24 protein-coding genes are annotated in these 26002 nt (G+C 60.6%); 8 read left to right on the top strand and 16 right to left on the bottom strand.

Annotation, left to right across the window (positions count from 1 at the left end; translation table 11 throughout):
• Positions 1-15: 15 nt before the first annotated feature.
• Together GSQ93_RS11745 and GSQ93_RS11740 are read right to left on the bottom strand one after the other, a co-directional pair.
• Entirely contained in the window at positions 16-807 is a 792-nt protein-coding gene (locus tag GSQ93_RS11745; protein ID WP_158935813.1) for a winged helix-turn-helix domain-containing protein, read from the bottom strand.
• Between the two features lie 911 nt (positions 808-1718).
• Entirely contained in the window at positions 1719-2084 is a 366-nt protein-coding gene (locus GSQ93_RS11740) for a DUF2866 domain-containing protein (RefSeq protein WP_158935812.1), read from the bottom strand.
• Between the two features lie 295 nt (positions 2085-2379).
• On the opposite strand from GSQ93_RS11740, the gene GSQ93_RS11735 reads away from it, so the two are divergent.
• On the top strand, positions 2380-4065 hold the full coding sequence (locus GSQ93_RS11735) for an ATP-binding protein (RefSeq protein ID WP_254073849.1): 1686 nt from the start codon (positions 2380-2382) through the stop codon (positions 4063-4065).
• A complete protein-coding gene (locus GSQ93_RS11730; protein ID WP_158935811.1) occupies positions 4062-4754 on the top strand; it encodes a response regulator in 693 nt (230 codons plus the stop codon). The genes GSQ93_RS11735 and GSQ93_RS11730 overlap by 4 nt, the downstream gene beginning before the upstream one ends.
• A gap of 30 nt (positions 4755-4784) precedes the next feature.
• Here GSQ93_RS11730 and denD read toward each other — a convergent pair whose 3' ends face one another.
• Genes denD through GSQ93_RS11700 form a run of 6 tightly spaced genes read right to left on the bottom strand, consistent with a single transcriptional unit; the run spans position 4785 to position 10167 of the window.
• Positions 4785-5750 (bottom strand): D-erythronate dehydrogenase, encoded by a 966-nt coding sequence (gene denD / locus GSQ93_RS11725; protein ID WP_158935810.1) that lies wholly within the window; start codon positions 5748-5750, stop codon positions 4785-4787.
• A 7-nt stretch (positions 5751-5757) separates the two neighbouring features.
• Complete coding sequence (gene otnI, locus GSQ93_RS11720) at positions 5758-6555, bottom strand: 2-oxo-tetronate isomerase (protein WP_158935809.1); 798 nt, start codon at positions 6553-6555, stop codon at positions 5758-5760.
• A gap of 32 nt (positions 6556-6587) precedes the next feature.
• The gene (locus tag GSQ93_RS11715) at positions 6588-7241 is read right to left on the bottom strand and encodes an aldolase (protein ID WP_158935808.1); all 654 of its coding nucleotides are present in this window, start codon (positions 7239-7241) and stop codon (positions 6588-6590) included.
• A 2-nt stretch (positions 7242-7243) separates the two neighbouring features.
• Positions 7244-8536, bottom strand: coding sequence for a 3-oxo-tetronate kinase (otnK, locus tag GSQ93_RS11710; RefSeq protein WP_158935807.1), 1293 nt, complete (start codon positions 8534-8536; stop codon positions 7244-7246).
• Positions 8536-9438, bottom strand: a complete 903-nt coding sequence (ltnD, locus tag GSQ93_RS11705) for an L-threonate dehydrogenase (RefSeq protein ID WP_158935806.1) — start codon at positions 9436-9438, stop codon at positions 8536-8538. Before ltnD ends, otnK begins: the two co-directional genes overlap by 1 nt.
• A gap of 24 nt (positions 9439-9462) precedes the next feature.
• Complete coding sequence (locus GSQ93_RS11700; RefSeq protein ID WP_158935805.1) at positions 9463-10167, bottom strand: FadR/GntR family transcriptional regulator; 705 nt, start codon at positions 10165-10167, stop codon at positions 9463-9465.
• A 325-nt stretch (positions 10168-10492) separates the two neighbouring features.
• Here GSQ93_RS11700 and GSQ93_RS11695 point away from each other — a divergent pair, with 325 nt between their 5' ends.
• On the top strand, positions 10493-11437 hold the full coding sequence (locus tag GSQ93_RS11695; protein WP_158935804.1) for a DMT family transporter: 945 nt from the start codon (positions 10493-10495) through the stop codon (positions 11435-11437).
• Between the two features lie 54 nt (positions 11438-11491).
• Here GSQ93_RS11695 and GSQ93_RS11690 read toward each other — a convergent pair whose 3' ends face one another.
• On the bottom strand, positions 11492-11845 hold the full coding sequence (locus GSQ93_RS11690) for a DUF1428 domain-containing protein (RefSeq protein WP_158935803.1): 354 nt from the start codon (positions 11843-11845) through the stop codon (positions 11492-11494).
• Positions 11846-12076: 231 nt separating this feature from the next.
• On the opposite strand from GSQ93_RS11690, the gene GSQ93_RS11685 reads away from it, so the two are divergent.
• Positions 12077-12883 (top strand): crotonase/enoyl-CoA hydratase family protein, encoded by an 807-nt coding sequence (locus GSQ93_RS11685; protein WP_158935802.1) that lies wholly within the window; start codon positions 12077-12079, stop codon positions 12881-12883.
• Between the two features lie 359 nt (positions 12884-13242).
• Positions 13243-14145, top strand: a complete 903-nt coding sequence (locus GSQ93_RS11680) for a hypothetical protein (RefSeq protein ID WP_158935801.1) — start codon at positions 13243-13245, stop codon at positions 14143-14145.
• Positions 14146-14172: 27 nt separating this feature from the next.
• Here GSQ93_RS11680 and GSQ93_RS11675 read toward each other — a convergent pair whose 3' ends face one another.
• Complete coding sequence (locus GSQ93_RS11675; RefSeq protein WP_158935800.1) at positions 14173-15006, bottom strand: SDR family oxidoreductase; 834 nt, start codon at positions 15004-15006, stop codon at positions 14173-14175.
• Between the two features lie 121 nt (positions 15007-15127).
• Here GSQ93_RS11675 and GSQ93_RS11670 point away from each other — a divergent pair, with 121 nt between their 5' ends.
• Positions 15128-16021, top strand: coding sequence for a LysR family transcriptional regulator (locus GSQ93_RS11670; RefSeq protein ID WP_158935799.1), 894 nt, complete (start codon positions 15128-15130; stop codon positions 16019-16021).
• A 151-nt stretch (positions 16022-16172) separates the two neighbouring features.
• The gene (locus GSQ93_RS11665) at positions 16173-16937 is read left to right on the top strand and encodes a glycosyltransferase (protein WP_158935798.1); all 765 of its coding nucleotides are present in this window, start codon (positions 16173-16175) and stop codon (positions 16935-16937) included.
• A gap of 41 nt (positions 16938-16978) precedes the next feature.
• On the opposite strand, the gene GSQ93_RS11660 is transcribed toward GSQ93_RS11665, so the two are convergent.
• Positions 16979-17989 (bottom strand): flippase-like domain-containing protein, encoded by a 1011-nt coding sequence (locus GSQ93_RS11660; RefSeq protein WP_158935797.1) that lies wholly within the window; start codon positions 17987-17989, stop codon positions 16979-16981.
• Between the two features lie 722 nt (positions 17990-18711).
• Between GSQ93_RS11660 and GSQ93_RS11655 the strand changes: the two genes are divergently transcribed.
• Positions 18712-18945 carry a hypothetical protein gene (locus GSQ93_RS11655; RefSeq protein ID WP_031361641.1) on the top strand — a complete coding sequence of 78 codons (234 nt, stop codon included), beginning with the start codon at positions 18712-18714 and terminating at the stop codon, positions 18943-18945.
• Positions 18946-19165: 220 nt separating this feature from the next.
• Here GSQ93_RS11655 and GSQ93_RS11650 read toward each other — a convergent pair whose 3' ends face one another.
• The 5 genes from GSQ93_RS11650 to GSQ93_RS11630 form a co-directional block, all read right to left on the bottom strand.
• Positions 19166-19708, bottom strand: a complete 543-nt coding sequence (locus tag GSQ93_RS11650; RefSeq protein ID WP_158935796.1) for a lysozyme inhibitor LprI family protein — start codon at positions 19706-19708, stop codon at positions 19166-19168.
• 433 nt (positions 19709-20141) lie between these two features.
• Complete coding sequence (locus GSQ93_RS11645) at positions 20142-21092, bottom strand: DmsC/YnfH family molybdoenzyme membrane anchor subunit (protein WP_158935795.1); 951 nt, start codon at positions 21090-21092, stop codon at positions 20142-20144.
• 11 nt (positions 21093-21103) lie between these two features.
• Positions 21104-21847, bottom strand: coding sequence for a 4Fe-4S dicluster domain-containing protein (locus tag GSQ93_RS11640; protein ID WP_158935794.1), 744 nt, complete (start codon positions 21845-21847; stop codon positions 21104-21106).
• A gap of 51 nt (positions 21848-21898) precedes the next feature.
• Entirely contained in the window at positions 21899-24829 is a 2931-nt protein-coding gene (locus tag GSQ93_RS11635; protein WP_158935793.1) for a molybdopterin-dependent oxidoreductase, read from the bottom strand.
• A gap of 127 nt (positions 24830-24956) precedes the next feature.
• A complete protein-coding gene (locus GSQ93_RS11630; RefSeq protein ID WP_158935792.1) occupies positions 24957-25952 on the bottom strand; it encodes an Ldh family oxidoreductase in 996 nt (331 codons plus the stop codon).
• Positions 25953-26002: the final 50 nt, after the last annotated feature.

Genomic DNA, 26002 nt, shown 5'->3' with positions numbered 1-26002 from the left:
TGGACAACGTGGCGGCTAGGCGTAGCTACTCATCGCGGAGGCGCGCTTCCACGCCGGTTCTGGCGGCATGACATTGAGTTCGTCGTGGTCCAGAGGCGCGGCGTTCGGCCCTGACGGGGTGAAGACATAACCGCGCCCGCGAATAGTCTGGATCAGGCGAGGCATCGACGGGTCAGCTTCGACAATTCGCCGCAACCGGCAGACGAGCACGTCCAGCGAACGATCGCAGTGCCCTTCACCGGCGCCGCGCAATTTGTCGGCGATGCTGCGTCGGGACAGCACTTCAAGCGGATGTTCCGCGAAGAGGCGCAGCAACGCGAACGTGCTCGAGTGGAGGGTAACGGGTACGCCGTGGCGGGTCAGCATGCGGGCCCGGACATCGAGGACGAAATCACCGATATCGCACCTTCCCATTGAATGCACCGGTGTCTGGGATTTGTGCGGTGCGCGACGCAGCACGTTCTCGACTCGCGACAGCAGCTCGCGTGGATTGCAAGGCATCCTGATGTAGTCATCGGCGCCCAGTTCAAGGCATATGATCAGTTCCACTGAGTCGAGGGTATTTCCGATCACGATGACCGGCGTGTCATGGCCGGTTTGTTGCAGCGTCCGCAGGATGGCTGACGCTCTCATGTCGGGCAGGCCGTCGCGGAGCACGATCAGCGCGGGGACATCGTGCTCCATGCGCGAGATTAACGCGCTGCCGCTGCTGAGCGTGTGAACATCCATGTAGCGGCTTTCCAGGACATCGCGGAGGTTTCCGTGGAGCGCCGGATTCGCTTCGACAAAAAAGATGCGTGTTTTCATCTGTGTTTCCTGAGCGTTGATGCTTTCGGGGTTAGTGGTTGGGGTCAATGCCAGGTTGTTGCTCTCAGTGTTAGTGGTCTGCTTGAGTCGGATTTTCTCTTTATCACTGTTAGCCACTGTGCGTGGCGGCACGTCATTTCTTGGTCCTTAGCGACAAAGAAACGAAGCAAAGAAAACGCTTTAACCGCTCTACCCTAAGTGTCCACAGCGTGCAGTTTTTATTCATAGGTGCCCCAAAAGCACGGTGCTCGCCAGAACCACCGATGTTTGAGACCCTCCTTCTCCGTACACGGGTACTGACACGCTTCGCCACCAGTGATTGAACCCGCCCAAGGGGCACCCCGCGCTATCCGCGGAGAACCTTCCGCCGAATTTTTACGCAGGCCGAACCATGCAGCAACCAACTTCGAAACAAGGCCGGAAAGATATCTCAGGCCGTAACTCACGAAAATAATTTGCAGACCAAACTGCTAACCCACCAAAACATGAAGAGTAAAGACGCGTGGGTCCGTGCAGGTTCCTTGGCAATGGTGCTTGCCCGAGAGCACTGGTGGCGAAGCGTGTCTATGTCAGGATTCGCGAGAAGGAGGGTTTCACACATCCGGTGCTCTGGCGAGCACCGTGCTTTTGGGGCACCTATGATTCAAAACTGCACGCTGTGGACACTTAGGGTAGTGCGGTTAAAAGCGTTTTCTTTGCTTCGTTTCTTTGTCGCTAAGGACCAAGAAATGACGTGCCGCCACGCACAGTGGCTAACAGTGATAAAGAGAAAATCCGACTCTCGCAGACCGCTAAGGCCGAAAGCACCACCCCGGCATTGACTCCAACCACTAACGCTAGAACCTGCCAACCCAACCCCAACCCAACCCCGACCCGCTAACCAAAACCACCACCACCATCCAGCCCCTCCCCTACGCTCGCGGCAAAACCACCTTCACCGGCAACTCACGATCATCCGTCACGAGGTACTGCGGACCGTTCCTGTGCGACCTCATGCGACAGCGAATCTCCTCCTCCGACGCATCGCCCGGCACCGCAAGACATGAATACTGCCCTTCGCGATTGACCCACTCCACAATCCTGCAGCACTCGCCCCACGCCCGCGGCAGCGTCTCCGACACCCGCGCGCCACGCAGCTTGATGACCCGTTGCGCAGCGTTCACCGCAGCAATCTCGGGCGCATTCGCTGCCAAACGCTTGCCGCTGTCCCGCGACGACGCCGAAACGCGTCCGAAGACCTTCGATGGGGTGCGCTGAACGCTCGACGCGGTTTGCATGTGTTCTCTCCAGAATCGACAAAAATCGGCGGATGAGTGGATCGGGATGAATGAAGCCATCTGCAGGATCGGATAATAGTCAGGCATCACGCACTGACAATGAACAAAAGAAGGAGAAATCGTGGAGGTTGTACGGGAACATCGCGCGAACGTGAGACAGCCCCCCTGTTTCCACTAGAATCCGCGGATGCACAGCGAAACACATAGCGAACCACTCGGCGCACAGACAGGCTCAGAAACCGGGTCGGAGACCGTCCCCACCGGCCTAACGCCGCGCCGCAGCTCGCGTAATATTTTGAAAGCACTTGGAACACGCTCCCGCGCGCGGGCAGGCACGATCCGCTTCGGCATTACGTGGAAGATGTTCCTCGCCGTGCTGATCGCCTGCCTGACGATTTCCCTCACGATGGGATACGCGCTGCGCCTGAGTTTCGAGAACGGCTTCCTGCACTACGTCCGCGCGCGCGACGCCGGCCGCATGAACGCCGTCATGGCAAAGGTAACGGCCGAATACGCCGCTCACGGCAGCTGGAATTTCCTGCGCCAGCATCCCGAAGAATGGATAACGCTGCTCGACGCCGCACATGATCAGGCCCTCAGGCAAGAGATGGTCGAGGCGCAGACGAACAAACTGCCGAGTTGGCGTACCTTCCCCGGCAGCGCCAGCGTGCAACAAATGCTCGGGCCGCTCTCGGGCAATGACGGGGGTTCGCATTGGGGCATGCGCCTGCCTGCCCCCGCGTTCGCCGACTCGGGTGTAGCAGCAAACCGCGACCGCAGCGTAGGACGGGACGCGCCATTCGACGAAACGCCCTACGAGCATTCGCCACGCCCACCGATAGGACGCGGAGGACGGGGCGCGCCCCAACCCGCCACGCTCTACGACGCCAATCATGACCTGGTCGCGACCACCGACTCCGAGCCGCCGCCCGACGCCGCCCTCAAGCCGGTGATCTACAACGGCAAGATAGTCGGCTGGGTCGCGGCCAACGCGCCCAATACGCTCTCCGATGCCGCCGATATCGCATTTCAAGCCCAACAGGCGCGTGCGACCTGGGAGATCGCCGGCGTGGCTGTGATCGTGGCCGCGCTGGTTGCCCTGCTGCTTGCGCGGATCGTGCTGGCGCCGGTCAAGCGCCTGATGATCGCAACGCACCGGCTCGCAGGCGGCGACTACACCACCCGGGTTGCCGCCGGACGCCGGGATGAACTGGACCGGCTGGCGGGCGACTTCAATGTGCTCGCGGATTCCCTGCAGCGCGCGGAACGCTCGCGCCGGGATTTCATCGCCGATATCTCGCATGAGCTGCGCACGCCCTTGGCGGTATTGCGCGGCGAACTGGAAGCGATCGAGGACGGCGTGCATGCGTTCGATCACCATTCGCTGGCCTCGCTGCAAAACGAAGTCGCGATGCTGAACAAGTTGATCGAAGACCTGTATGAGTTATCGTTAAGCGATGTCGGTGCGTTGAGCTACCGGAAGGTGCCGGCTGACATCGGACAGTTGGTGAGCGCATCGGTCGAAGCGATGCGGGAATCATTCAGGGCCAAGCAAATCGCATTGAGCCTGACGCTGCCGGAGCCGTCGGCGTACGAATCGGCTAACGGAGCCACCGGCGTGATATTCCACGTCGATCCCGCGCGCTTTGTGCAGTTGCTTAAGAATCTGCTGCTCAATTCCTTGCGTTATACCGATCCGGGCGGAAGCGTATGCGTCTCGGTGAGCGTTGGCCCTCGCGGCTGGCAACTCGATATTCAGGACTCTCTGCCGGGCGTGCCTGCCGAAGCGTTGCCGCATTTGTTTGAACGCCTGTATAGAGTCGATGAATCGCGCAGTCGCCAAAGCGGTGGCGCGGGCCTCGGTCTTGCCCTGTGCCGCGCTATTGTGACCGCGCATGGCGGGACTACGATGGCCCGGCCATCGCCGCTTGGCGGCGTCTGGATAACGGCGCATTTTGAACCGGAAGGAGGCGTGGCATGAGTACCGAGCGACGCGGCGTTCGAATCCTGATCGTCGAGGATGAGCCGAAGCTGGCGGCGGTCATGGCGGACTACCTGCATATCGAAGGATTCGAAACGACATCGATCAACGACGGCGCCGAAGTGATCCCGTTCATTCGCACTACACCGCCCTCGCTGATGCTGCTTGACCTGATGCTGCCCGGGCGCAACGGCATGGATATATGCCGTGAGCTGCGGCAGTTCTCGACGCTTCCGGTGATCATCCTGACGGCGCGCGTCGATGAAGCCGATCGTCTGCGCGGCCTCGAAATAGGCGCCGATGACTACGTCTGCAAACCCTTCAGTCCACGCGAGGTCGTCGCACGCGTGAAGGCCATCCTCAGACGTGCGGCTCCGCCTGCAGTGGCGGCTGCACCCGTTGCAACGGGCCTTGAGGTGGACCAGCAATTTCATAGCGCACGGCTCGATGGCGAGGAGCTCAAGCTCACGCCGGTCGAGCTGCGCATGCTGGCATTGCTGATGAAATCGCCGGGCAGGATCTTTCCGCGTGATTACCTGCTTAATCAGCTTTACGATGATCATCGGGTCGTGACCGACCGCACCATCGATAGTCACATCAAGAACTTGCGCCGAAAACTGCAGGTCGTGCGTCCGGACAGCGAGCCGATTGTTTCGGTCTACGGCGTGGGGTATCGGCTGGAGCTTTAGCGGGCGCCGTGCAACGGGCGCCGTTAGCATTCAAGCGCCAGTGGGTTTGCTCTCTTCAATGAAGGCGCGAATGACATCGCTAAAGTTGCGATCGGCCGCAAGCCCCAATTTTTCGCCTCGTTCCGTCTCCCATGCGCCCGGCCAGCTCCCGACAATCTTTTCGATCTTCGGATCCGGTTGCCAGTCGATCAGCGCGGCCACCTCTTCTCCCGCCACGTCCTTCAGTGCATCGACCATTTCCGTCACGCTGACCGAGAGTCCCGGCATGTTGACGACCGGCCACGTGCCCAACTCGGCCTGTTCAAGCTCGCAACCCGCGATCAGCGATTCGATTGCCTGCTTCGGCGACAGCAGCCACAAACGCACATCGCCCTCGACCGGACACACCGCGCGTTCACCGTTCAGCGGCTCGCGAATGATGCCGCTGGCAAAGGACGATGCCGCCGCATTCGGCCGCCCCGGACGCACGCTGATAGTAGGCAGGCGCAGCACGCGGCCATCGACAAAACCGCGCCGCGAGTAATCGCACAGCAGCAACTCCGCGATCGCTTTTTGCGTCCCATAGGATGACTTAGGATTCAACGCGGTATCGTCGCGTACGACGTCGGGCAGCGTGCCGCCATACACAGCGACCGAGCTCGTGAATAACACACGCGGCGAGTGGCCAAGCGAGCGGCACACATCGAGCAACAGGCGCGATGCGTCCAGATTAATGCGCATGCCCAGTTCGAAATCTGCCTCCGCCTGACCGCTCACGATCGCGGCAAGATGAAAGATCGCATGCGTGTCCGTGCTGATGTATCGCTCAAGCACGCTGCGATCGGCAATATCGCCGGTCTCGGCGCGCACGCGTTTGTCACCCAGATCCGGCGGACGTACGACGTCGAGCAGCGTAAGTCCGGTGATCGGCTCGCCCATCAGCGTGCCGCGTTCAAGAAGACGGCGCGCGAGCCGTTGTCCGAGAAAACCGGCGCCGCCGGTAATAAGAATATTCATGTCGCCCTCACGCACGTTGCAGATAAGGTTTGATCCAGCCGAGCCCGTCCGACGTCGCGGCTTTCGGCCTGTATTCACAGCCAATCCAGCCCTCGTAGCCAAGCGAATCGATCAGGTCAAACAGGTACGGATAATTCAGTTCGCCCAAATCCGGCTCGTGCCGCTCCGGCACGCCCGCGATCTGGATATGGCCGATACCCGCGTGCGGGCGCTTCATGTCGCGCCGGAGTTTGACCGCGAGGTCGCCCTCCACGATCTGGCAGTGGTAACAATCGAATTGCACCTTGAGATTGGGCACACCGATCTCCTCGCAGATCGCTTGCGCGTCGTCCTGGCGATTGAGAAAAAATCCGGGGATGTCACGCGTATTGATCGGTTCGATAACGACCGTGATACCAGCGGCGCGTGCTGCGTTGGCGGCCAGTTCGAGGTTCTTCAAGTACACCGCACGATGTTTCTCGCGTGACTGTTCCGGCGTGATCAGCCCCGCCATCACATGGAGCGTCTTATTGCCGAGAACGGCCGTGTATTCCAACGCTTTATCGAGTGCGCGAGCGAACTCTTCCTCGCGCCCCGGCAGCGAAGCAGTCCCGCGTTCGCCTTGTGCCCAGTCGCCCGGCGGTGCGTTGAACAAGGCCTGGGTAAGGCCATGTTCGTCGAGCCGTGCCTTGATGTCGGCTGCGGCAAAGTCGTAGGGGAACAGGAACTCCACGGCCTTGAATCCGTCCTTCGCGGCGGCGGCGAAACGGTCGAGGAACGCGTGCTCGGTGTACATCATTGTGAGGTTGGCGGCAAAACGGGGCATAACATCGACTCCTGAAATAAGTTCCGTGCGCGTTACCAGCGCACGTTGAACGTCTTGCGCAGATCTTCAATTGCCGCCTCGTCGAGCGGCTCAGGAAGTGGTGCATTAGTCGAACGCGCGAGGAGCCAAAGCCGTGCCGTTTCCTCAAGCTCTTCCAGCGCATACGATGCGTGGCGGACCGATTTTTCCCAGACAACCGGCCCCAGTCTCTCCAGCAGTACGGCACGTACCTTCAACGCCAGCGCCGCGACTTGTTCCGCAACAATGGGGTCACCCGGACGGCGGTACGCGATCAACGGTACATGGCCGACCTTCATCACGTAATACGGCGTGATCGGCGGCAAGATGTCGTCGCGGCGCCAGATACCGGCAAGCGTCAAAGCGACCAGGTGCGTGGAGTGCGTATGGACAATACCGTGCGTGTTGCTGTTGTTCTCATAGATTTTTCGATGCAAAGCCAACGTCTTCGAGGGCTTGCCGCCGGACACGTGATAACCCGCTGCATCGACCTTCGCGATATCGGCCGGATCGAGGCGACCGAGGCAAGCATCGGTCGGCGTGATTAACCAACCATCGTCGAGCCGCGCACTGATGTTCCCGGCAGTGCCAACCGTATATCGACGTTCGTAAAGACTCGCGCCCGTCTCGCAGATTTCATCGCGAATGCGGTTCTCGTTCGTCGCCATGGTTACGCGGCTCCATCGAGAGACTTCAGCGCCTTCACGAAGAAGTCCTTCGTGCCGAAATTGCCCGACTTCAACGCGAGCGCCAGCGGTTCTTCGCCAATAGACTGCGTCGCCGGCACGCCGGGATCGATCTGAGCGCCAATCCGCAGCGATTTCACGCCAAGCGCCTGCACGACCGCGCCGGAGGTCTCGCCGCCCGCGACAACAAACTTCCGCACGCCGGCATCGCGAAGCCTGCTTGCAATCGATGCCAACGCTTCTTCGACCAGATGCCCGGCTTTCTCGACGCCCAGTTCCTTCTGCACGGTCTTGACTTCATCGGGCGTGGACGTGGCGTAGATCAGCACGGTTTCATCGGCATGTTTCGCCGCGAATTCAACCGCTTGTTCAACGACCGGTTCGCCGCGCGACAGCGCGAGCGGATCGACGCGAAAGCTCGGCTTCGTCGCACGCCACTCCGCCACCTGCTCGTTGGTCGCCTTCGACGCGCTGCCCGCCAGCACGACGGATCTACCTTCGATTTTGGGCAGGTCCGATGCATGACCCGCTTCTGTCAGCAAGTTCGCCGCGCGGAAGTTATTCGGCAAGCCGAGCGCGATGCCCGAGCCGCCAGTAATCAGCTTGAGATCCGCGCACGCTTCGCCCAACACGTAGAGATCGGCATCCGAGATTGCATCGGCGATAGCAAAACGCACGCCCTCCTTGCGCAACAAAGCAATCCTGTCACGTACGGCTTGCGCGCCCTTCGCAACCACGTCATATGCGATCAACCCGACCTTAGATTTCGTCTGGCGTTGCAGCACACGCACAAGATTCGGATCGGTCATGGGCGTGAGCGGATGGTTCTGCATGCCCGACTCGCTCAGCAGCACATCGCCCACGAACAGGTTGCCGCGAAAGATCGTGCGGCCGTTTTCTGGAAACGCGGGACACGCGAGTGTGAAGTCCTCGCCGAGTGCGTCGAGTAATGCATCGGCGACCGGGCCGATGTTGCCTTTGTCGGTGGAGTCGAACGTCGAGCAGTACTTGAACAGGAACTGCCGGCAGCCTTGCACGCGCAGCCATTCGAGCGCCGCCAGCGATTGCGCGACCGCTTCTTCTGCAGAGATAGTGCGCGATTTCAACGCGACGATCAGCGCGTCTGCTTCAATGGTTATATCCGATGCGTCCCATGCGTCCGATGCCGGCACGCCAATGGTCTGCACCGCGCGCATGCCCCCGCGCACGAGCATGTTGGCCAGATCGGTCGCGCCGGTGAAGTCGTCGGCAATGCAGCCTAGCAGCGCTTTGGTCATTATTTCGTCCCCTTCGGTAAGTCGATGCCCGGGAAAATCTTGATCACGGCCGAGTCGTCTTCGCCACCGTGTCCGGCCGTCGATGCCATCATGAACATCTGATGCGCCGCGGCCGACAGCGGCAGCGGAAACTTCGACGTGCGCGCCGTATCGAGTACGAGGCCGAGATCCTTGACGAAGATATCGACGGCTGACAGCGGCGTGTAGTCGCCTGCAAGAATGTGCGGGACGCGGTTCTCGAACATCCACGAGTTACCCGCGCTATGCGTGATGACGTCGTACAGCGCGTCCGGGTCCACGCCTTCGCGCAGCCCGAGCGCCATCGCCTCGGCCGCCGCGGCAATATGCACGCCCGCCAGAAGCTGGTTGATGACCTTCACCTTCGAGCCTGCCCCATGCTCATCGCCGAGCCGGTACACTTTGCCCGCAATCGCTTCGAGCACGTCCTCGCAAGCCTCATAGGCGGACGCGGGGCCTGACGTCATCATCGTCATTTCGCCGGATGCGGCGCGTGCCGCGCCACCGGACAGAGGTGCATCGAGCATATGCAGGCCAGCCGCTTCCACACGCTTGCCGAGTTCGATGGCAAACGCAGGAGACACCGTCGCGCAGGCCAGCACCACGCTACCGGGTTTCATCGCGGAGACGGCGCCAGGCTGCGTCTCTGATCCAAACAACACGGTCTCGGTTTGCGCCGCATTGACGACAACAGTCACTACAACGTTGCACTGGCTGCCCAGTTCGGCAGGCGTGGCACAGGCGATACCGCCCTCGCCTGCGAACGCATCGAGCACTTGAGTACGCACGTCGCAAGCATGAACCTTGAAGCCCGCGCGCAACAACGAACGCGCGACGCCCAGGCCCATTGCACCCAGGCCGATCACTCCCACGTTTCTGGACATTTCGTTATCCTTCGAATTAGCTGATCAGCAAATGCCGGCTTCCGCGAGGCGGCGAGCGGCGTTGTAAAGGTGGGTCTGTGCAGCATTGCGCGCAGCCATGGGGTCGCCTGCGCGAATGGCCGCTGCGATCCGCGCGTGTTCCTCGCGGACCTGCCGCGAAAAATCTTCTCGCAGCGATTCGTTGCGGCGGGTAACGAGCGTGCCGGCTTCGAGATACTGGTTCAGAAATGCAAGCGTGGTCAGGAAATACGGGTTGCCGGTGGCTCTTGCGATCGCACGATGAAACTCGACGTCTTCCGTCACGCCGTCCTCGCCTTGCGCAACGGCAACATCGATCTGCGCCAGCTTCGCTTCGATCTCGTTCATCTGCGCGTCCGTGCGGCGCATGGACGCCTCCGACGCGACTTCCGCTTCGATCGCCCGGCGCAGCGCCAGAATCTGCACGACCGCGCCCGGCTCGACCGCTTGCGCGTAATCGATCCGCAGCGGCCTGATCCCTGCCCGCTCGACAATAAACACGCCACTGCCCTGGCGCGGCTCGACCATGCCTTCGTTTTTGAGCCGCGAGATCGCCTCGCGGATGACCGTGCGGCTCACCCCGAACTCCTGCGCCAGCACGGCTTCGGTGGGCAACTTGCCGCTCTTTACGAAGCTGCCCTTTTCGATTTGCAACTGAATCTGCTGCGCGACCGTGTCACTCAAGGCTTGCGCAGGGATCTTGTCGAACATGCAGCCTCTGATTTGTTGGGTGATGTGGTCATCATACAAATTTAGAAACTTATCGACATACTAGAGATAACCCTGATGACGCGCTGTGCCGTTGGTCAATTCCCTTTGCTGTGCAATTCGATCGTAATTTTTCTCACATACGCATGAGAATTGTTCGTTTGGCCGGTTTGGGCTCGCACGCCTACGATGGCAGCCATATACCGAACCACGAGCGAACCACCACGTTTGCTCATTTGTCGTTTCACGCCGGACTGAACCATCTCGCGTTGCAGCGCCTATACGATGGCTCCGCGTCGCGACTCCACTGCGCTCGACGCCCTAAAAAATGAATCCTATAAACATCGTCCAGTTGCTCATCCTCGCCGCGTTATGGGGAGGATCGTTCCTGTTTATCCGCATCGGTGTCACCGACTTTGGCGTCGCACCGTTGATGGCGCTGCGGGTCGGCATTGGTGCAGTGTTCCTGCTTGCCGTACTGTTCATGCGCGGGTCCGCTCGCGGCTCCCTGCAGATCATGCGCACCCATGCATTGCCGCTTTTTGTGGTTGGCATTCTGAACTCGGCCGCGCCATTCTGCCTGTTCGCTTACGCGGAACTCACGCTGTCAGCGGGCGTGACATCGGTGATCAATGCCACGACGCCGCTGTGGGGCGCAATCGTTGCCTACCTGTGGCTGAAGGATCGCCTGACCGGGCTGCGCATCGCCGGACTTGTGATCGGATTCGCAGGCGTGGTCGCGCTGGTCTGGAATCAGATGGACGTGGGAACAAACGCAAGCACGGGTGCGAGCGCCACGCCGATGACCACCGCATTCGCCGCGGCCGCAGCGCTGGGCGCCACGCTGCTGTATGGGATCTCGGCGAGCTACACCAAGCGCAATCTCACCGGCGTCAATTCGCTTGTCGTCGCCTCCGGCACGATGACCGCCGCTACGATCGTATTACTGCCATTCGCCGTGTTCTGGTGGCCGGTTACGCCCATCTCGACGCAGTCCTGGGAAGCGGTCATTGCGCTTGGCGTAGCGTGTACGGGCATCGCTTACATGCTGTTTTTCCGGCTGATTGCGGCAACCGGACCCGCGCGTACGATCAGCGTCACGTTTGTCATCCCGATCTTCGGCATCCTGTGGGGCGCGCTTTTCCTCTCGGAACACGTGTCGTCGGGAATGATCAAGGCGTGTGTCGCTATTCTTGTTGGGACGGCACTTGCTACGGGTTTTATCAAGCGGCTTCCGGGCATGGGTACGCGACGCGAAGCGCCTGTGAAATAGGGCGAGCGTGGGTGTTTTTTCGTAGCAATCGCGACCGCATCGCCCTGTGCATATTCACGCATCCACGATCACCTCGAACCCGCCGTAGATCATGCGCTTGCCATCGAAGGGCATCGCATTCGTGTGGGACTGCGACCGAGGATCGGCCATTACCGCTTTCATTCCTTCATCCCTGACCTGACGCGACGGCCAGACGACCCATGAGAACACCACCGTCTCGTCGTCCTTACGTTTGACCGCCATGGGAAACGAAGTCAGCTTCCCTTCCGGCACGTCATCACCCCAGCACTCGACCAAATTCAACGCGCCGTTCTCCTTGAAGACGACCGCCGCCGATTCAGCAAATTTCCTGTATGTCTCGCGATTGGCCGTAGGCACCGCGACGACAAATCCATCTACGTAAGTCATGAACGCTCTCCGTTTCGTTGTGAATAGATTGAGGGCACGAAGCGATATCGTTCGGATCTGGTTCCATTGCATCGCATTGCAGCGCCGGATCACCGCCCTATCCACACGACGCCCGGCGCGTTCACGAATCGACATGGCTCGCCAACTATTTTCTGAAGCATCGCGGACGTGCGTGTCTCGAGATCCGGCGGCGTATGCTTTCTCGGATGCCGTTTGCTCAGGAGAACTGCCATGCCACAGGTCACGCGCTTCGGAGACCACGTCCGGCTCGAATTGCATCCGATGGATTCGCGTGTCGCGACGGTCGTGCTCGACCGGCCCGAGCGTCGAAACGCGGTCGACCGGCAAGTCGCCGATGCCCTGCGCACAGCCTTCGAAACTTTCGACGCTGATCACTCGCTTGCGGTCGCCGTGCTGTGGGGCGCGGGAGGCACGTTTTGCGCGGGTGCAGACCTCACTGCACTGAACGATGCCGAACATCGCAACGAAATCCATGCCGACGGCACAGGCCCGGGGCCGATGGGACCCACGCGGCTGATGCTCAGCAAGCCGGTCATCGCGGCCATCGCCGGGCATGCGGTGGCGGGCGGTCTGGAACTCGCGGCGTGGTGCGACTTGCGAATCGTCGAAGAGGATGCGGTGCTAGGTGTTTTCTGCCGTCGTTTCGGTGTGCCGCTCATCGATGGCGGCACGCTGCGGCTACCTCGCCTGATCGGGATGTCGCGCGCGATGGACTTGATTCTCACCGGGCGTGCCGTCGATGCCAGCGAGGCGCTGGCGATCGGTCTCGCTAATCGGAAGGTCGAGCGCGGCGGCTCGCGTGCGGCGGCTGAAACGCTTGCCTGCGAACTCGCCGCCCTGCCCCAAGCAGCGATGCGCGCCGACCGTCGCTCGATCTACGACAACGCAGTCGCCGACGATCTGACCGATGCACTGCTCCGCGAAGGCGCGGGCGGCTATGCAGCGGTGTTTGCCGAAGGGCTCGCGGGTGCGAGCCGCTTTGCCGTCGGTAAGGGACGGCATGGGAGTACGAAATAAGCGCGTTCTTTGCCGTTCACAATAAGTGCCCTTGCGACAGCATTCGAGCGGCTCGCGTGCGGCATACAACATCGCTGATAGAAAAAATCGGGCATGGTCAAGACCCGCCCGAAACAGCGAATTCGCTAGCCGACGAAGCGACGCGCAATTTAGCGTCACGGGCGTGGCACGTTAAAGTAACGCTTTAGAGCGAAAATAAGCAGCGAGCCGCGAATAGTCCAAACGGGCCGTTCCAGATACAACCAGGTATGGCCTTCGCTGCAAGGCAGGCTCAACTTGGGTTGAACGCTTCCGCATCGATCCGCACCCGCGCCGCAAGAAAACACCGTGACCCGCATAATGCTTTTCCAAGCCTTTTGATGACCGACTTCAACGTGCGTACCCAAGAAACCGCCAGTGATTGCCTCGTCTGCGGCAACGTGCTTGCATCGCCTGACGCGGCGTGTTCGCGATGCGGAGCAAAACCCGCAACCGCGAGCGCAGCCGATTTATCCTCGCCCGAAGCAGTACCGAAAGAGGATTTTCCCGACCGGCTCTACAAGAAGCCGACGCCGGTCAATTCGCCCTATCCGAGCGAATCTAAACCGGCAACTTCTACCTTCGCCTCACGCAGCCTGTCGAGCCGGCGCATCAAATTTGCCGGAGCCGCCCTCATCACGCTGACGGCACTGATTGCGGGCGCTGCCTACCTGTATGACGGGTCCGCACCCAACAACTCCGAAGTTAAGGCCGGGAGCGGGCCGATCGCTGAAAACGGCCTCGTTGTCGCCGCTCAGCCGGGCAGCATCAACGCGCCGGTCACTGCTAAAAACACCTCGATCGATGCGATGAGAACCGTCGATGCGGTGCAGTCAGCCATGGTACGAGGCGAGCTGAACACCGCTCGGCAGCAACTGGCGATGCTTCCTCCAGGCGCGGATCAACGGGCTGATGTTCGGCGAATCAACAACGAACTGGTCCAGCGCGAACGCGCAAGAGATTCAGCCTTGGGCCTCGCCCGAGCCTGCGAGCAGGCTGGCGACGTGCCGTGCGTCCTGCGATCGGCGGGCGATGCATTGGCAAGCGACATATCCGATTCCGAAGCGCGCGTAATGCTTCTCCGTGCCGTCACGCAGTCGGGCGCAAACCAGGTCATGGCCGTAAAGGTCAACCAAGTGGGCGATTCTCCGATCGCGACACATCGGCAAGCGCACGAAAAACACAAGCTCCGACGCGGACCGCAAATAGTCGCGAACAACAACGACGTCTACGGGAAACACTGAGCTACGTTATTGAGTTACGGCAATTAATCACGCGTCGTCCAGCTCGGTCGACCGGGCGATGTCTTCCTGCGCTTCGAGATCGGCAAGCCGTTTCGACAGCCCGGCGCGAACCCTGTCAAAAGCGTCGCTGCCCAAGGTTAACCTCAGCGGCGCAGGCGTACGTTCGACGCTATCGATCATCGCCTGGGCCATCTTCACCGGATCGCCTTTCAACACGAACGAACCCGTTTCGATTGCGCGCCGGACATCACCGGCCGGCGTGTTGCCGTAGATTGCCATGGGCGCCGATTTGACAATGCCCCCTCTGAAGCTCGTTTTTGCGGGCCCCGGCTCCACGATCGTAAACTCGATCCCGAACGATGGGACTTCCATAGCGACTGCCTCAACGAAGCCTTCGATTCCCCATTTCGTCGCGTGATACAGGCTGAAGTCCGGATACGTGATCTGCCCGCCCTCTGACGACACCTGCAGGATCCGGCCACCGCCTTGGTTCCGCAAATGCGGCAGCACGGCGCGTATGACCTGGATCGAGCCGATGAGGTTGGTGTCGATTTGCTGACGGATCTGTTCGTCGCTTAACTCCTCCGCTGCGCCGATCAAGCCGTAAGCGGCGTTACTGACGACAACATCGATACGCCCCAACTCCGCAAATGCCCGGCTGGTTACCTGCCGAATGGCTTCCGTATCCGTCACGTCCAGCGACGCCACCCAGAGGCGATCGCCGAATTGCTCTTTCAAGTCGTCGAGGGCGTGTACCTTGCGCAACGTCGCCGCCACGCGGTCGCCGCGCGCCAAGAGTTTCTCGGTCAGCACGCGCCCGAATCCGGAAGAGCTACCGGTAATAAACCATGTTTGAGCCATATGAATTGTCCCCAAAAGAGAGCCACGCCGCAGGTTTGCGACGTGCCTTGAAGACCATGCTAGACCTCGTCTATTCCTGATACTATCCGCACGATATTGGATGACTTGGTGAAAATTAGCCATGAATGACCGGCCCGCTCTGGGCGACCTGACCGCGTTGGCCGCGATCGTCACGCATCGCAGCTTCCGCAAGGCGGCGGACGAACTGGGGGTTTCGCCCTCCACGCTCAGCCACATGATGCGAACGCTTGAACTGAAGATGGGCGTGCGTCTGCTAAACCGCACGACACGCAGCGTCTCTCCCACCGAGGCTGGCGAACGTCTCGTCTCCCGCTTACACCCTGTGCTGAGGGAGCTTGACCTTGCGCTGGAAGAAGTCGATGCGGTGCGTAGTCGTCCTAGTGGATCGCTTCGTATCAACGCGAGTGAACCGGCCGCGCGCCTGCTCATGCAATCGGTTGTCCCGGCCTTCCTTGCGCGCTATCCGGACATGTCGGTCGATCTGGTAACGGAGGGCCGGCTGGTCGATATTGTCGCCGGTGGTTTCGACGCTGGTGTACGACTTGGCGAAGCACTGCCGCAGGACATGATTGCTGTGCGCTTCGGCGGCCCCGTGCGCTTTCTTGCGGTCGCGTCGCCCGCCTATCTCGCGAGACACAAGGCGCCGCTCGCGCCGGACGATCTCAAGGATCACGCTTGCATTCGCGTGCGCCTGCCAAGCGGCAAGTTTTATCGATGGGAGTTCGAGAAGCACGGCCAGGAGTTGACTGTCGATGTGCCCGGTCCGCTGACCCTCGATCATCCCGGGTTGATGACCGAGGCCGCCGCAGACGGAATGGGGATTGCCTACGTGCCGGACCACACTGCAAAGCCGTTTATCGATACCGGGAAGCTCGTGACGGTGCTGGACGACCGGTGCCCGTCCATCCCCGGATTGTTCCTCTATTACCCTGGGCATCGTCATGTGCCGTCAGGGCTAAAAGCGTTTGTCGACATGCTGCGGGAAATGCCGTGAGCAGGGTAGCCGGCAGCGCTCTGTTCTGGACGGACTTGGTGTCACGCTTCATGCGGTAGGATGCCAGATCGCAAAACGCGCTCAGCAGCGGCGCGCTGCGGCCTTAGCGGCACTTAACGCCGCGTTCTCCAATCGCTCATCTGCCGTCCGCATGACTGCCCATTCCACATTGCCTGATCGCCACCGTGTTTCATGCATCATTTGCGCATTTAACGAAGCCCCGCGGATCAGCGCGGTGCTGGCCGTTGCAACGGTACATCCGCTGCTCGCCGAGGTTATCGTGGTCGATGACGGCTCGACCGACGGCACCGCCGAGATCGTCAGGCGCTTCCCCTCTGTCAGGCTGATTACGTGCCCGGTGAACCGCGGTAAAAGCGCGGCGATGGCCGTGGGTATCGCCGCAGCCGAGAACGCGTTGCTGATGCTGCTCGATGCAGACCTCAAGGGGCTCGCCAGCGAACACATCACCGCACTCGCCGCCCCCGTTTTGAATGGCACCGCGGACGTCAGCCTGAGCCTGCGGCAGAACAGCCTGCTGCTGTTTCGCGCCATCGGCCTGGATTTCGTTTCGGGTGAGCGCGTGGTCAGGAAAGAACTGCTAAGCGAGGCGCTCAAGGAAATTCACCGCTTGCCGCGCTTTGGCATCGAGGTGTTCATGAACCGCCTGATCATCGAACGCAGGCTCTCGATTGCAGTCACCCACTGGCCGAAGGTAACGCAAGCGCGCAAGACCGAAAAACTCGGCTACTGGGCGGGCGTTCGCGCGGAATGGCGCATGATCGCCGACTTGTTGAAAGCCAGCTATCCGCTCGCGCTCCTGTCACAGACATGTCATCTCTTTTCGTTAAGGGTCGATCATGCCGGGCATGCGCCGTTCATTGTCAGAATCAGGAGCCCGCGCGACAACGTGGCTTGAGGTTCCTTTGAAGTACTCCTTCAAAGTATTCCTTTAAAGCATCAGTCGCGAGCGGGAACAGCCGTGGCCGCACGGCGGTGCCACGCAAGCGCGAGAAAGCCGACGACGCCCAGCATCAGCGGGCAGTAGAGTGTCGCGAATCGCCAAAGAACCAGGGCCGTCGCCAGGGCTGCCCGCGGAACCCAGGCCGCGAACGCGGCTGCAAGCGCCAGATCGCCACCGCCCCCACCTGCAGGTACGCCGGTCCAGAGAGCCGCGTGCAACACCACTGCCTGCACCGCGAGCACGAATCCAAGTGGCAACCGGTACCCGAGTTCCAGCAAGATGAACCATAGGGCGCTATAGCGAAGCAGCCATTGCAGCGTGGTCAGCAGCAACAGTGCGACTAAGCGGTCACGAGGCCCTGTGATGAGTAGCCGCCACTGCTGATGCACACTGTGGCGAAATTTGTCCCAGCGGGACCGCCGCGCCCTGAACCAGGGAACGAGATGGCCCGCTGCGCCAAGGGCGCGCGCGACATAGCGGCGGCACATCCAAAGAGCGCCCATCAATATGCCGAGACTTGCGAGCGTCGCGGTGACCGTGGATAAACTCACCCTCGGGAGCAGATAAGCCAGCGGGCCGATGGAGAACAAAAGCGCGATTGGGACCGCTACCCCGAAGAACGTCAGGTCGAGCGCCTGGTCAGCGCCGACAACCGTGGTGGCGATCGCCCACGACGCCCCCGCGCGCTGCAGCAAGGCGATATTAACCCCATACCCGGCGGCTCCCAGCGGTGACACCAGGAATGCAAAATCAGTCACGAGCGTGATCGCAAACGTGCGCATTAAAGGGATACGCACGCCAAGCGTGGTTTGCATGAGTTGCAGCTTGCCGGCTTTCGCTAGCGCGCTTACGGCGGCGCTTGCAGCCAGCACCAGGAATACATCTACGGGGACGGTGCTAAGGCCGGCCAGTAGCGCGTGCGAGCCCAATACCAACGGCACGCCCATTGAGAGACCGACCCCAAGCAAGGCAAACAGGATCGCGAGGTTACGTGTGTGCGCGGTCACAAGGACCGCCTGCAAACTTGCCGCTGGGGAGTGGGATTCGACGTGGGGGAACCGGATTGCGCTAACAACGCGATCGGCTTGTCGGTCACGATCTGAAGCATGAGAGGCCGAAGAATACGCATTCGATTGGATGATCCTTAAAGCAACGTCATTAGCTACGCGCGTGCGACTCAAGCACCCCAGGCTTGATATAACCGGGACACCGGTTGCGCTCGCACCCTCATTCTCCAGCACAATGATGTCAATCACGCTGCGATGCGTTTCGAAAAATGCAGGCTTGCCTTTCAACGAAGAGCCGATGGATTCTGCGCATTGCCTATGAGGTCATGTCTCAGCACGGGGCTTCCCCGACCACGTGGTCGGACGCCGAATTCTGCTGCGATGTATGTCTCGTTCAACGGCTAAGATTACAGCGCGCAGGCGTTCGCCGCCCGGCGCTTCGATTAGCCTGGAAGTCCTCACGTCACCGCGCGTCACATCCTGGTCGTCTGATCCGCGTAGCTTCATAAGACTGTCCGTTCGAGCGGTCTTATGTTCCCCCTTCAACACTTTAATGCCACGTTCAGCCCTCGCTCGCGTGTGCGTATCGGGTGAACGTGCCGATTATTCAGATGCGGGGCTTCTGCTTTTAATTATGTGCCTGACGCGGAAAATTAATATTTTTTTCAGCGAATGGCGGGACTACAGTGATCGAGGCTCGACAATTTATGAAAGGAGATGCAATGGTCTTTTATCATCATGGTGCGGCTATTCAACCGTCGGTAACAAGACTAGGCAACACGTTCCTCGCACGCGTTTCCATTCTGGAGGAGGATGGCGAAGCGACCTCGCTTGGCAATCTTGGACAGTTCGCCAATCGTGACTGTGCCTTCGAGTTTGCCGTACGTAGCGCCACGGCGTTCGTAGATGGCGAGCCCTTGCCGCGGTCCCCTTTTGAACAGCCAGGGACCAAGTAAATCAACGATTGGTTGCTACTCGGATGTCGCTTGCCAAGCGATATCCTGCGCCAAGCTGTAACGCATTCGCACGAGGCGTGCTAAGGCCTAACCAAGGGATCGTTGGTTCGGCCTTAGCAGGATCGACTGCCAGAAAGACAGTACGCGCTCGGAATAGTCACTGCCAGCTAACGAAGTCCTGCGCACAAGGAACCCCCATTAGACAAGCAGCGTCCCCACGCTATTGCATCGACAAGGAACCCGCGTCGCCTTTCATCCTCAATACCGCGGCTTGAGCCGGGGGCACCAGATTTTGCTCAGCAAGGCTGGCCTTAAGCACGGTAACCTGGTTTTCGCTTCCCTGATTGAAGTCCGCATCGAGCTCACTGATCCGACGGTTGTACCAGTTGATCACGCAGATCTTGTCCTTGCAGTTATGCTGACGCCACTGCCACTGCTTGACGCGGTCGTCCTCAAACGCTGCGGTGTCGGGCGTAACGTCTTTCGCGCGCTTGTAGGAGATCGCCAGTTTATCGTCAAGAGACGACAGTTCGGGATCGTTGCAAACGAGCTTTTCCGAGCTTGAAACCTTCTTGCCGCAATGGAAACTCGCGGCCTGCGCGGATCCGGAAAAGCCAGCGCCCAACAGCAATAACGCCAGCGTGGCAGTCCCGGCAGCACGCCTCACGTTGAACAGTTTCGATTCCAATTTTCCTGACCTTGTCATACCTGCCCCCGTTGATCCATCGTTGAAGTTGCGGTGATCGAACACGATGCCTTCCATTCGCCCGGCTAAGCTTTTTAAGCAGTAGTCTTGAAACGAACGGTCGCACGCCGACTCCCGGAAGCATGTCTGATGACGCGTCAAGGTTCACGTTTCATCGCCCACGTTTCCGATACCTGTCGACCATGCGCGGTTCGCCATCGCCTATGCGAGAGCGTCCTTTCGGCGCAGAACTAAAGGCTGAGTTCGTTAAGGGGATGATCCTAGTTTTCTAGCGAATGAACCGATCGAAAAGGAGGCGACCTTCTCAAGGCCTTACGCAATATTTCACGCGTGTATTGAGCACGCGAAATGACCCAGCGGTTCTAACGTGCCGCCGATCGTTTCGCATGCGTGGGTTTGAAGGGAGCAACGCAATACTTGTTGCTCCGGGAGCAATCTGCTCCGCTGTAGTGATCTCAGGCGACGTACGACCGCGACGCCAAGCCAGGCGTCATCCCACTCGTGCGTAATAAAGGTTCTGCGGATGCTTCGCCTCGGCGAAGAAGAACCATCGTTCCGCCACGAGGCCGGCGTACTGCACGAGACACGCCGCGCCCAGCAGGACGACCGAGACGCCGATTGAATGCACGCCAGCGCCCAACGCCATCAGCACAATGGGTGCCACGAACGCCGTCGCGAGAAATCCCCACTTGACCCCACGCAGCGTGCCTGCCGATTTACCGTGAAAGAACTCGCGCAGGTTGAATGCGCCGGCCGTGAAACCGCGTGATACCTGCACGACCTTGGCGTTCTTGATACCGGTTGCGCTCTGCACGGTGGACTTCGGCCGCAGTCGCGCATTGCGTACAAGCGATGCCGACCGGCTCGCGCAACCGGCAAGCGTCAGCGCGCACGCGCAGGCGGCAAGGCCGGCGGTCAGTGAAGGCGCGAACCACGCACTCAACGCAGTGACCGCCGTGAACCCGGACGCGCAGCCGAGCAGAACGAAGTTAGCCAAGGTAAGCGGCGTGGCCCACTCCTGCAGGAAACGCAGGCATGCATAGATCATGGCCGAGCACACGAACAGCGCAGCGCTCGCGAGCACACCCAGCGCCCCCAACGCGAGCGACCATGGCGAGGCGAACCAGTGCGCGACGCCGTAGAAAAACGCGCACGCAAGAAACGCCGGCAGGCAAAGGCATTCACGCGATAACCACGAGGTCCGCCACATGGCAACCGCTCGCCACGCGCGTTCAGGATGCCCGAGATGGAAGAACGAAGCGATGAGTCCAAGCCCGCCAAGTGCGACTGACAACGCGGCACCCGTGACATAGAACGCCGTTGGCGGCGCTGCGAGAAGACCAAGATGCGCTGCCGTCTCCACGCCGACGAGCGCGATCAACAGGCCCTGCGCAGCGCCGCTTAGAGTAGTGAGGAAGACGACTGAGAAAGCGGGGTTCATTGCGGAGTCCTTTAGATGCGCGTCGCGACCGACGCAAGATTCAATTGGCCACGCTCAAGTTGCGCGTCCACGGTTTGCGGCATGGACTCAGCCGAACCCGTCTTGCACGAGCAACCGCCTTCCCCACAACCCGAAGCCGACGTCATCTTGCGCGGCAAATAATGGTTCGCGGGTTTCGTGTCCCATTCAGGCATCAACTGATAACCGCCGCGCTCCTTGATCGCCTTCGATACCACGGATTCGGGATCGTGGATGTCCCCGAACAATCGTGCGGAGGTCGGACACGCGAGCACGCATGCCGGTTGCCGATCTCGCTCGGAGAGGTTTTCGTCATGGATACGATCCACGCACAACGTGCACTTCGTCATCTCCTTGCGCTCTTCATCCAGTTCGCGTGCGCCGTACGGGCACGCCCACGCGCAGTACTTGCAGCCGATGCATTTATCGAAGTCCACCAGCACGAGCCCGTCTTCCTTGCGCTTATAGCTCGCACCGGTTGGACACACCGGCACGCACGGCGGGTCCTCGCAGTGCAGGCACGACTTCGGAAAATGGATGGTCTCGGCGTTCGGATAACTGCCCGCCTCAAAGCTCTGGACACGATTGAAAAACGTGCCGGACGGATCGGCGTCGTAGGGATTCAGGTCGGCAAGACTGCCCGACTCGCCCGATGTGTTCCACTCCTTGCAACTCGTCACGCAAGCGTGGCATCCCACGCACACGTTCAGGTCGATCACCAGCGCCATCTGAGTCATTGCATGTCCCCTTGCTTCTTAGCGTCACTCTTGGAGTCACTCTTGGAATCACTACTTACGCCCTACCGCCCCGCGCAGCCGTGCCGCAAATTCGCCTTGCCCCGCGAAGTAGGTCTGGACGATCCGCGATATCACGCCATTCGAGCCCGGCAGCGCACGCATGGCGTCGAACTGCGGCAGCGTGTGCTGCGCGTCGGCCTCCGCTGGATAGATCCGCACACGCACGTCGTACCACGCGGCCTGCCCCGTCACCGGGTCCGAGTTCGAGACACGTCCGGCGGCTTCGTCCGCTTTGTCCGCGCCGGGCAGTTCATCGGTTATCAGGTGATTGAGCAGGAACCCACGTTGCGATTCACTCGCGTTCGGGCCAAGATTCCATGCACCCGATGCCTTGCCGATCGCATTCCAGGTCCATACCGTTCCGGGCTCGACCGTTTCACTGAAGCGAGCCATGCAGCGCACGCGGCCCCACTGCGACTCAACGTAAATCCAGCCACCGTCCGCAATGCCGTTTTCAGCCGCCATCAACGGATTCATGTATAGATAATTCTCGCCATGGATCTGACGCAGCCACGCATTCTGCGAGTCCCATGAGTGATACATCGCCATCGGTCGTTGTGTTACCGCGGCCAGCGGGAAGCGCTCAAGATCGGTCGAGTTGCTTTCAAGCGGCGCGTACCAGAACGGCAGCGGATCGAAGTATTTTTCGACGCGCTCGCGCAAGTGATCAGGAGGCTGCCTGCCTTTTGTTCTCCCTTGCGCGGCGAGACGAAACTTCTGCATGACATCGGAGTAAAGCTGGATGACGATAGGTTCGCGAAACTTGCGAAACCCGTTTTTCACCGCCCAGTCCAGATACGGCCCGTTGCAGTTGCGCATGTACTGCAGGTCTTCCGGCATCACGTGATGGAACACGCAGTTGTTCTTTGCGTACTGCTCCCACTGCTTCGGATTCGGCTCGCCGACCAGCGCCTTATCTCCGTCCTTGCCACGCCATCCAATCAGGAAACCCACCCCGGAATCGGGCGTCGTCGTGAAATTGACCACGAAGTCAGGGTAATCACGAAAGCGCCGCTTGCCTTCGGCCGTGGTAAAGGCCGGGAACTTCAAACGCGACGCGAGTTCGATCAGCACTTCCTGGAACGGCTTGCACTGCCCCGAAGGCGGCACGACTGGCACGCGTACGGAATCGGCTGGACCGTCGAATTCGGAGATCGGGCGATCGAGCATCGACATCGCGTCGTGGCGCTCAAGGTAAGTCGTGTCCGGCAAGATGAGATCGGCGAACGCCGTCATCTCTGACTGGAACGCGTCGCACACCACGAGAAACGGAATCTTGTAGTCACCGTTCGCGTGTTTGTCGACAAGCATCTCGCGCACCTTCGTCGTATTCATCGACGAGTTCCACGCCATGTTGGCCATGAAGATCATCAACGTGTCGATGGGGTACGGGTCCCCTCGCCACGCGTTGGTGATCACGCTATGCATCACACCATGCACGGCAAGCGGGTACTCCCACGAGAACGCTTTATCAATGCGAACGGGGCCACCGTTTTCATCGATGAACAGATCTTCCGGCGCCGCAGGCCAGCCCAGCGGTCCGCTTGCAAGCGGTGTGTTCGGCTTGACGGCGTCGGGACTGTTAGGCGGTTTCGCCGACGGCGGCACGGCACGCGGAAACGGCGATTTATGTCGAAAGCCGCCCGGCCGGTCGATCGTGCCCAGCAGCGACATCAGCACCGCGAGTGCGCGGATCGACTGGAAGCCGTTGGAATGCGCTGCAAGCCCGCGCATGGCGTGAAACGCGACGGGGTTGCCGGTCACGGTTTCGTGCGTCTCGCCCCACGCGTCGGTCCATCGAATGGGCAGCGTAATCCGGTGATCGCGGCTCGTCTGGATCATCTCCTGCGCGAGGCGACGAATGGTGCCGGCGGGAATGCCAGTAATATCAGCCGCCCACTCGGGCGTGCAATCCGCCACGCGCTCGCGCAGCAGCGTGAACGACGGCGCAACCGGCGTGCCGTCCTCGAGCGTATAGCGGCCATCGAGTGCGGGCGTCACGCCGGGTGAATGATACGGTACGGCGCGCGCCGTTTCAGCGTCCCACCACGCATGATTTTGCGGAAACAGCGGATTACCGGCAGGTGTATCGGGATCGCTCACGAACAGGCCGAAGTTCTCACTCTGTTCGTTCAGGTCGATAAGGTCGGCCGCGTTCGTATAGCGCCGCACGAACTCGTGGTCCCAGGCGTCGGCTGCAATCAGCTCATGGAGAAACGCCATGAATAGCGCGCCGTCGGTGCCGGGCTTGATCGGAACCCATTCGTCGGCAATGGCGGCGTAACCGGTGCGGATCGGATTGATCGCGATAAAGCGTCCGCCCCCGCGCTTGAACTTCGAGATGGCGATCTTCAGCGGATTTGAATGATGATCTTCCGCCGTGCCGATCATGAAGAACAGCTTGGCGCTGTCGAGATCGGGACCGCCGAATTCCCAGAACGAGCCGCCGATCGTGTAGATCATGCCGGCCGCCATGTTCGCTGAACAAAAGCCGCCGTGAGCTGCATAGTTAGGCGTACCGAACTGTTTGGCGAAGAGGCCTGTCAGCGCCTGCATCTGATCGCGGCCCGTAAAAAGCGCGAACTTCTTTGGATCGGTAGCGCGGATCCCGGCAAGGCGCTTCTCGAGGACATCGAATGCGACTTCCCACGACACCGGTTCGAACTGCGCGCTGCCACGCTCGGCGTCCGCCTTGCGCATCAACGGCTGCGTGAGGCGAGCGGGCGAATATTGCTTCATGATGCCGGACGCGCCCTTCGCGCAGATCACGCCCTGATTGAGCGGGTGTTCCGGGTTGCCATCGATATAACGCACTTCGCCTTCGCGCAAATGCACGCGAATGCCACAGCGACAAGCACACATGTAACAAGTGGTTGTCTTGATCTCAAGCCGCTCATCTTGCGTGCGGGCGTGATGTTCCATGCTGGGTCTCCCTTGCGGCTTCCGGTATGTCCAGGCGGTACTGATCCGATCCTGACCATCCTAATCGCCGCCAGTCGCCACGGGAAATCGTGATTTGCGAGAGGAACTATCCGCTACGCTGATGGTTTCAACTTGCCTTCAATTGTGCGATCAACGTATCGGGAATATCGACACCTTCCTGCTCCGACGCGTCGGCAAGACGTTCTCTTCTGTAACCGGGAAGCCGGACATCGTCGTCCATGAGCATCATTTCAATCAGTGTTTCCACGCGTGAAAGATAGGTGTCGTCGCCGGCCAGTGCGCCTGGATCGATCGCCCAGAATAAATGGCCGATGCGCGAACGTTCGCCCTCCTCCGTCAGGAACGAACCGGCTTCGTAACCGAAGTTCGCGCCGGTCAGCGCTGCTGCCAGCAACTCGACGACCAATGCCAGCATCGCACCCTTCGCCCCGCCGAACGGCAGCATCATGCCGTCGAGGGCAGCACGGGCATCGGTCGTCGGCTGGCCGTCGCGGGTGGTCGCCCAGCCTTCCGGAATTGGCTTGCCGTCACGGGCGGCAATGGCAACCTTGCCGCGCGCAATCTGCGAAAGCGCGAGGTCGATCACCAGCGGTTCCGCGTGACGACGCGGGAAGACGGCGGCGATGGGATTGGTGCCGAACAGCGCCCGCCGACCGCCCCACGCGGGCATGGCCGCAGGCGAGTTGCTGAACGCGAGGCCGACCATGCCCGCCGCGCCCAGCGCCTGCAGATGCGCGGCGCCAACGCCGAAATGATGGCTGCGCCTGACGCCCGCCACCGCGCTGCCGAACTGCCGCGCGCGTTCGATCAACGTGCTGATCGCGAGATCGCAGGCGGGATAAGCGAGTCCATCCGCGCCGTCGACGAGCACGGCCGCACCGCGATCCGAGACGATGACCGGTTGCGCCAACGGATCAACGCGGCCATTCCGGAGTTGCGCGCAATACATCGGCAGACGCGAGACCCCATGCGACGACAACCCGCGCAGGTCAGCATAAACAAGCGCACGGGCGGTTGATTCCGCAATCGCGGGCAATGCGCCGGCGGCAAGCAGCGAGTCGACAGCAAGCGTGGTGAGCGCATCGGGAAACAGTCGGGCCATCGATCATTCCTTTCAAGTTATAGATTTCAATCTGCAAGCGCGGCCGCGAT

The organism is Burkholderia sp. S171 (assembly GCF_009766085.1).
GTDB lineage: Bacteria > Pseudomonadota > Gammaproteobacteria > Burkholderiales > Burkholderiaceae > Caballeronia.
This window is presented reverse-complemented; position numbering and strand designations above follow the sequence as displayed.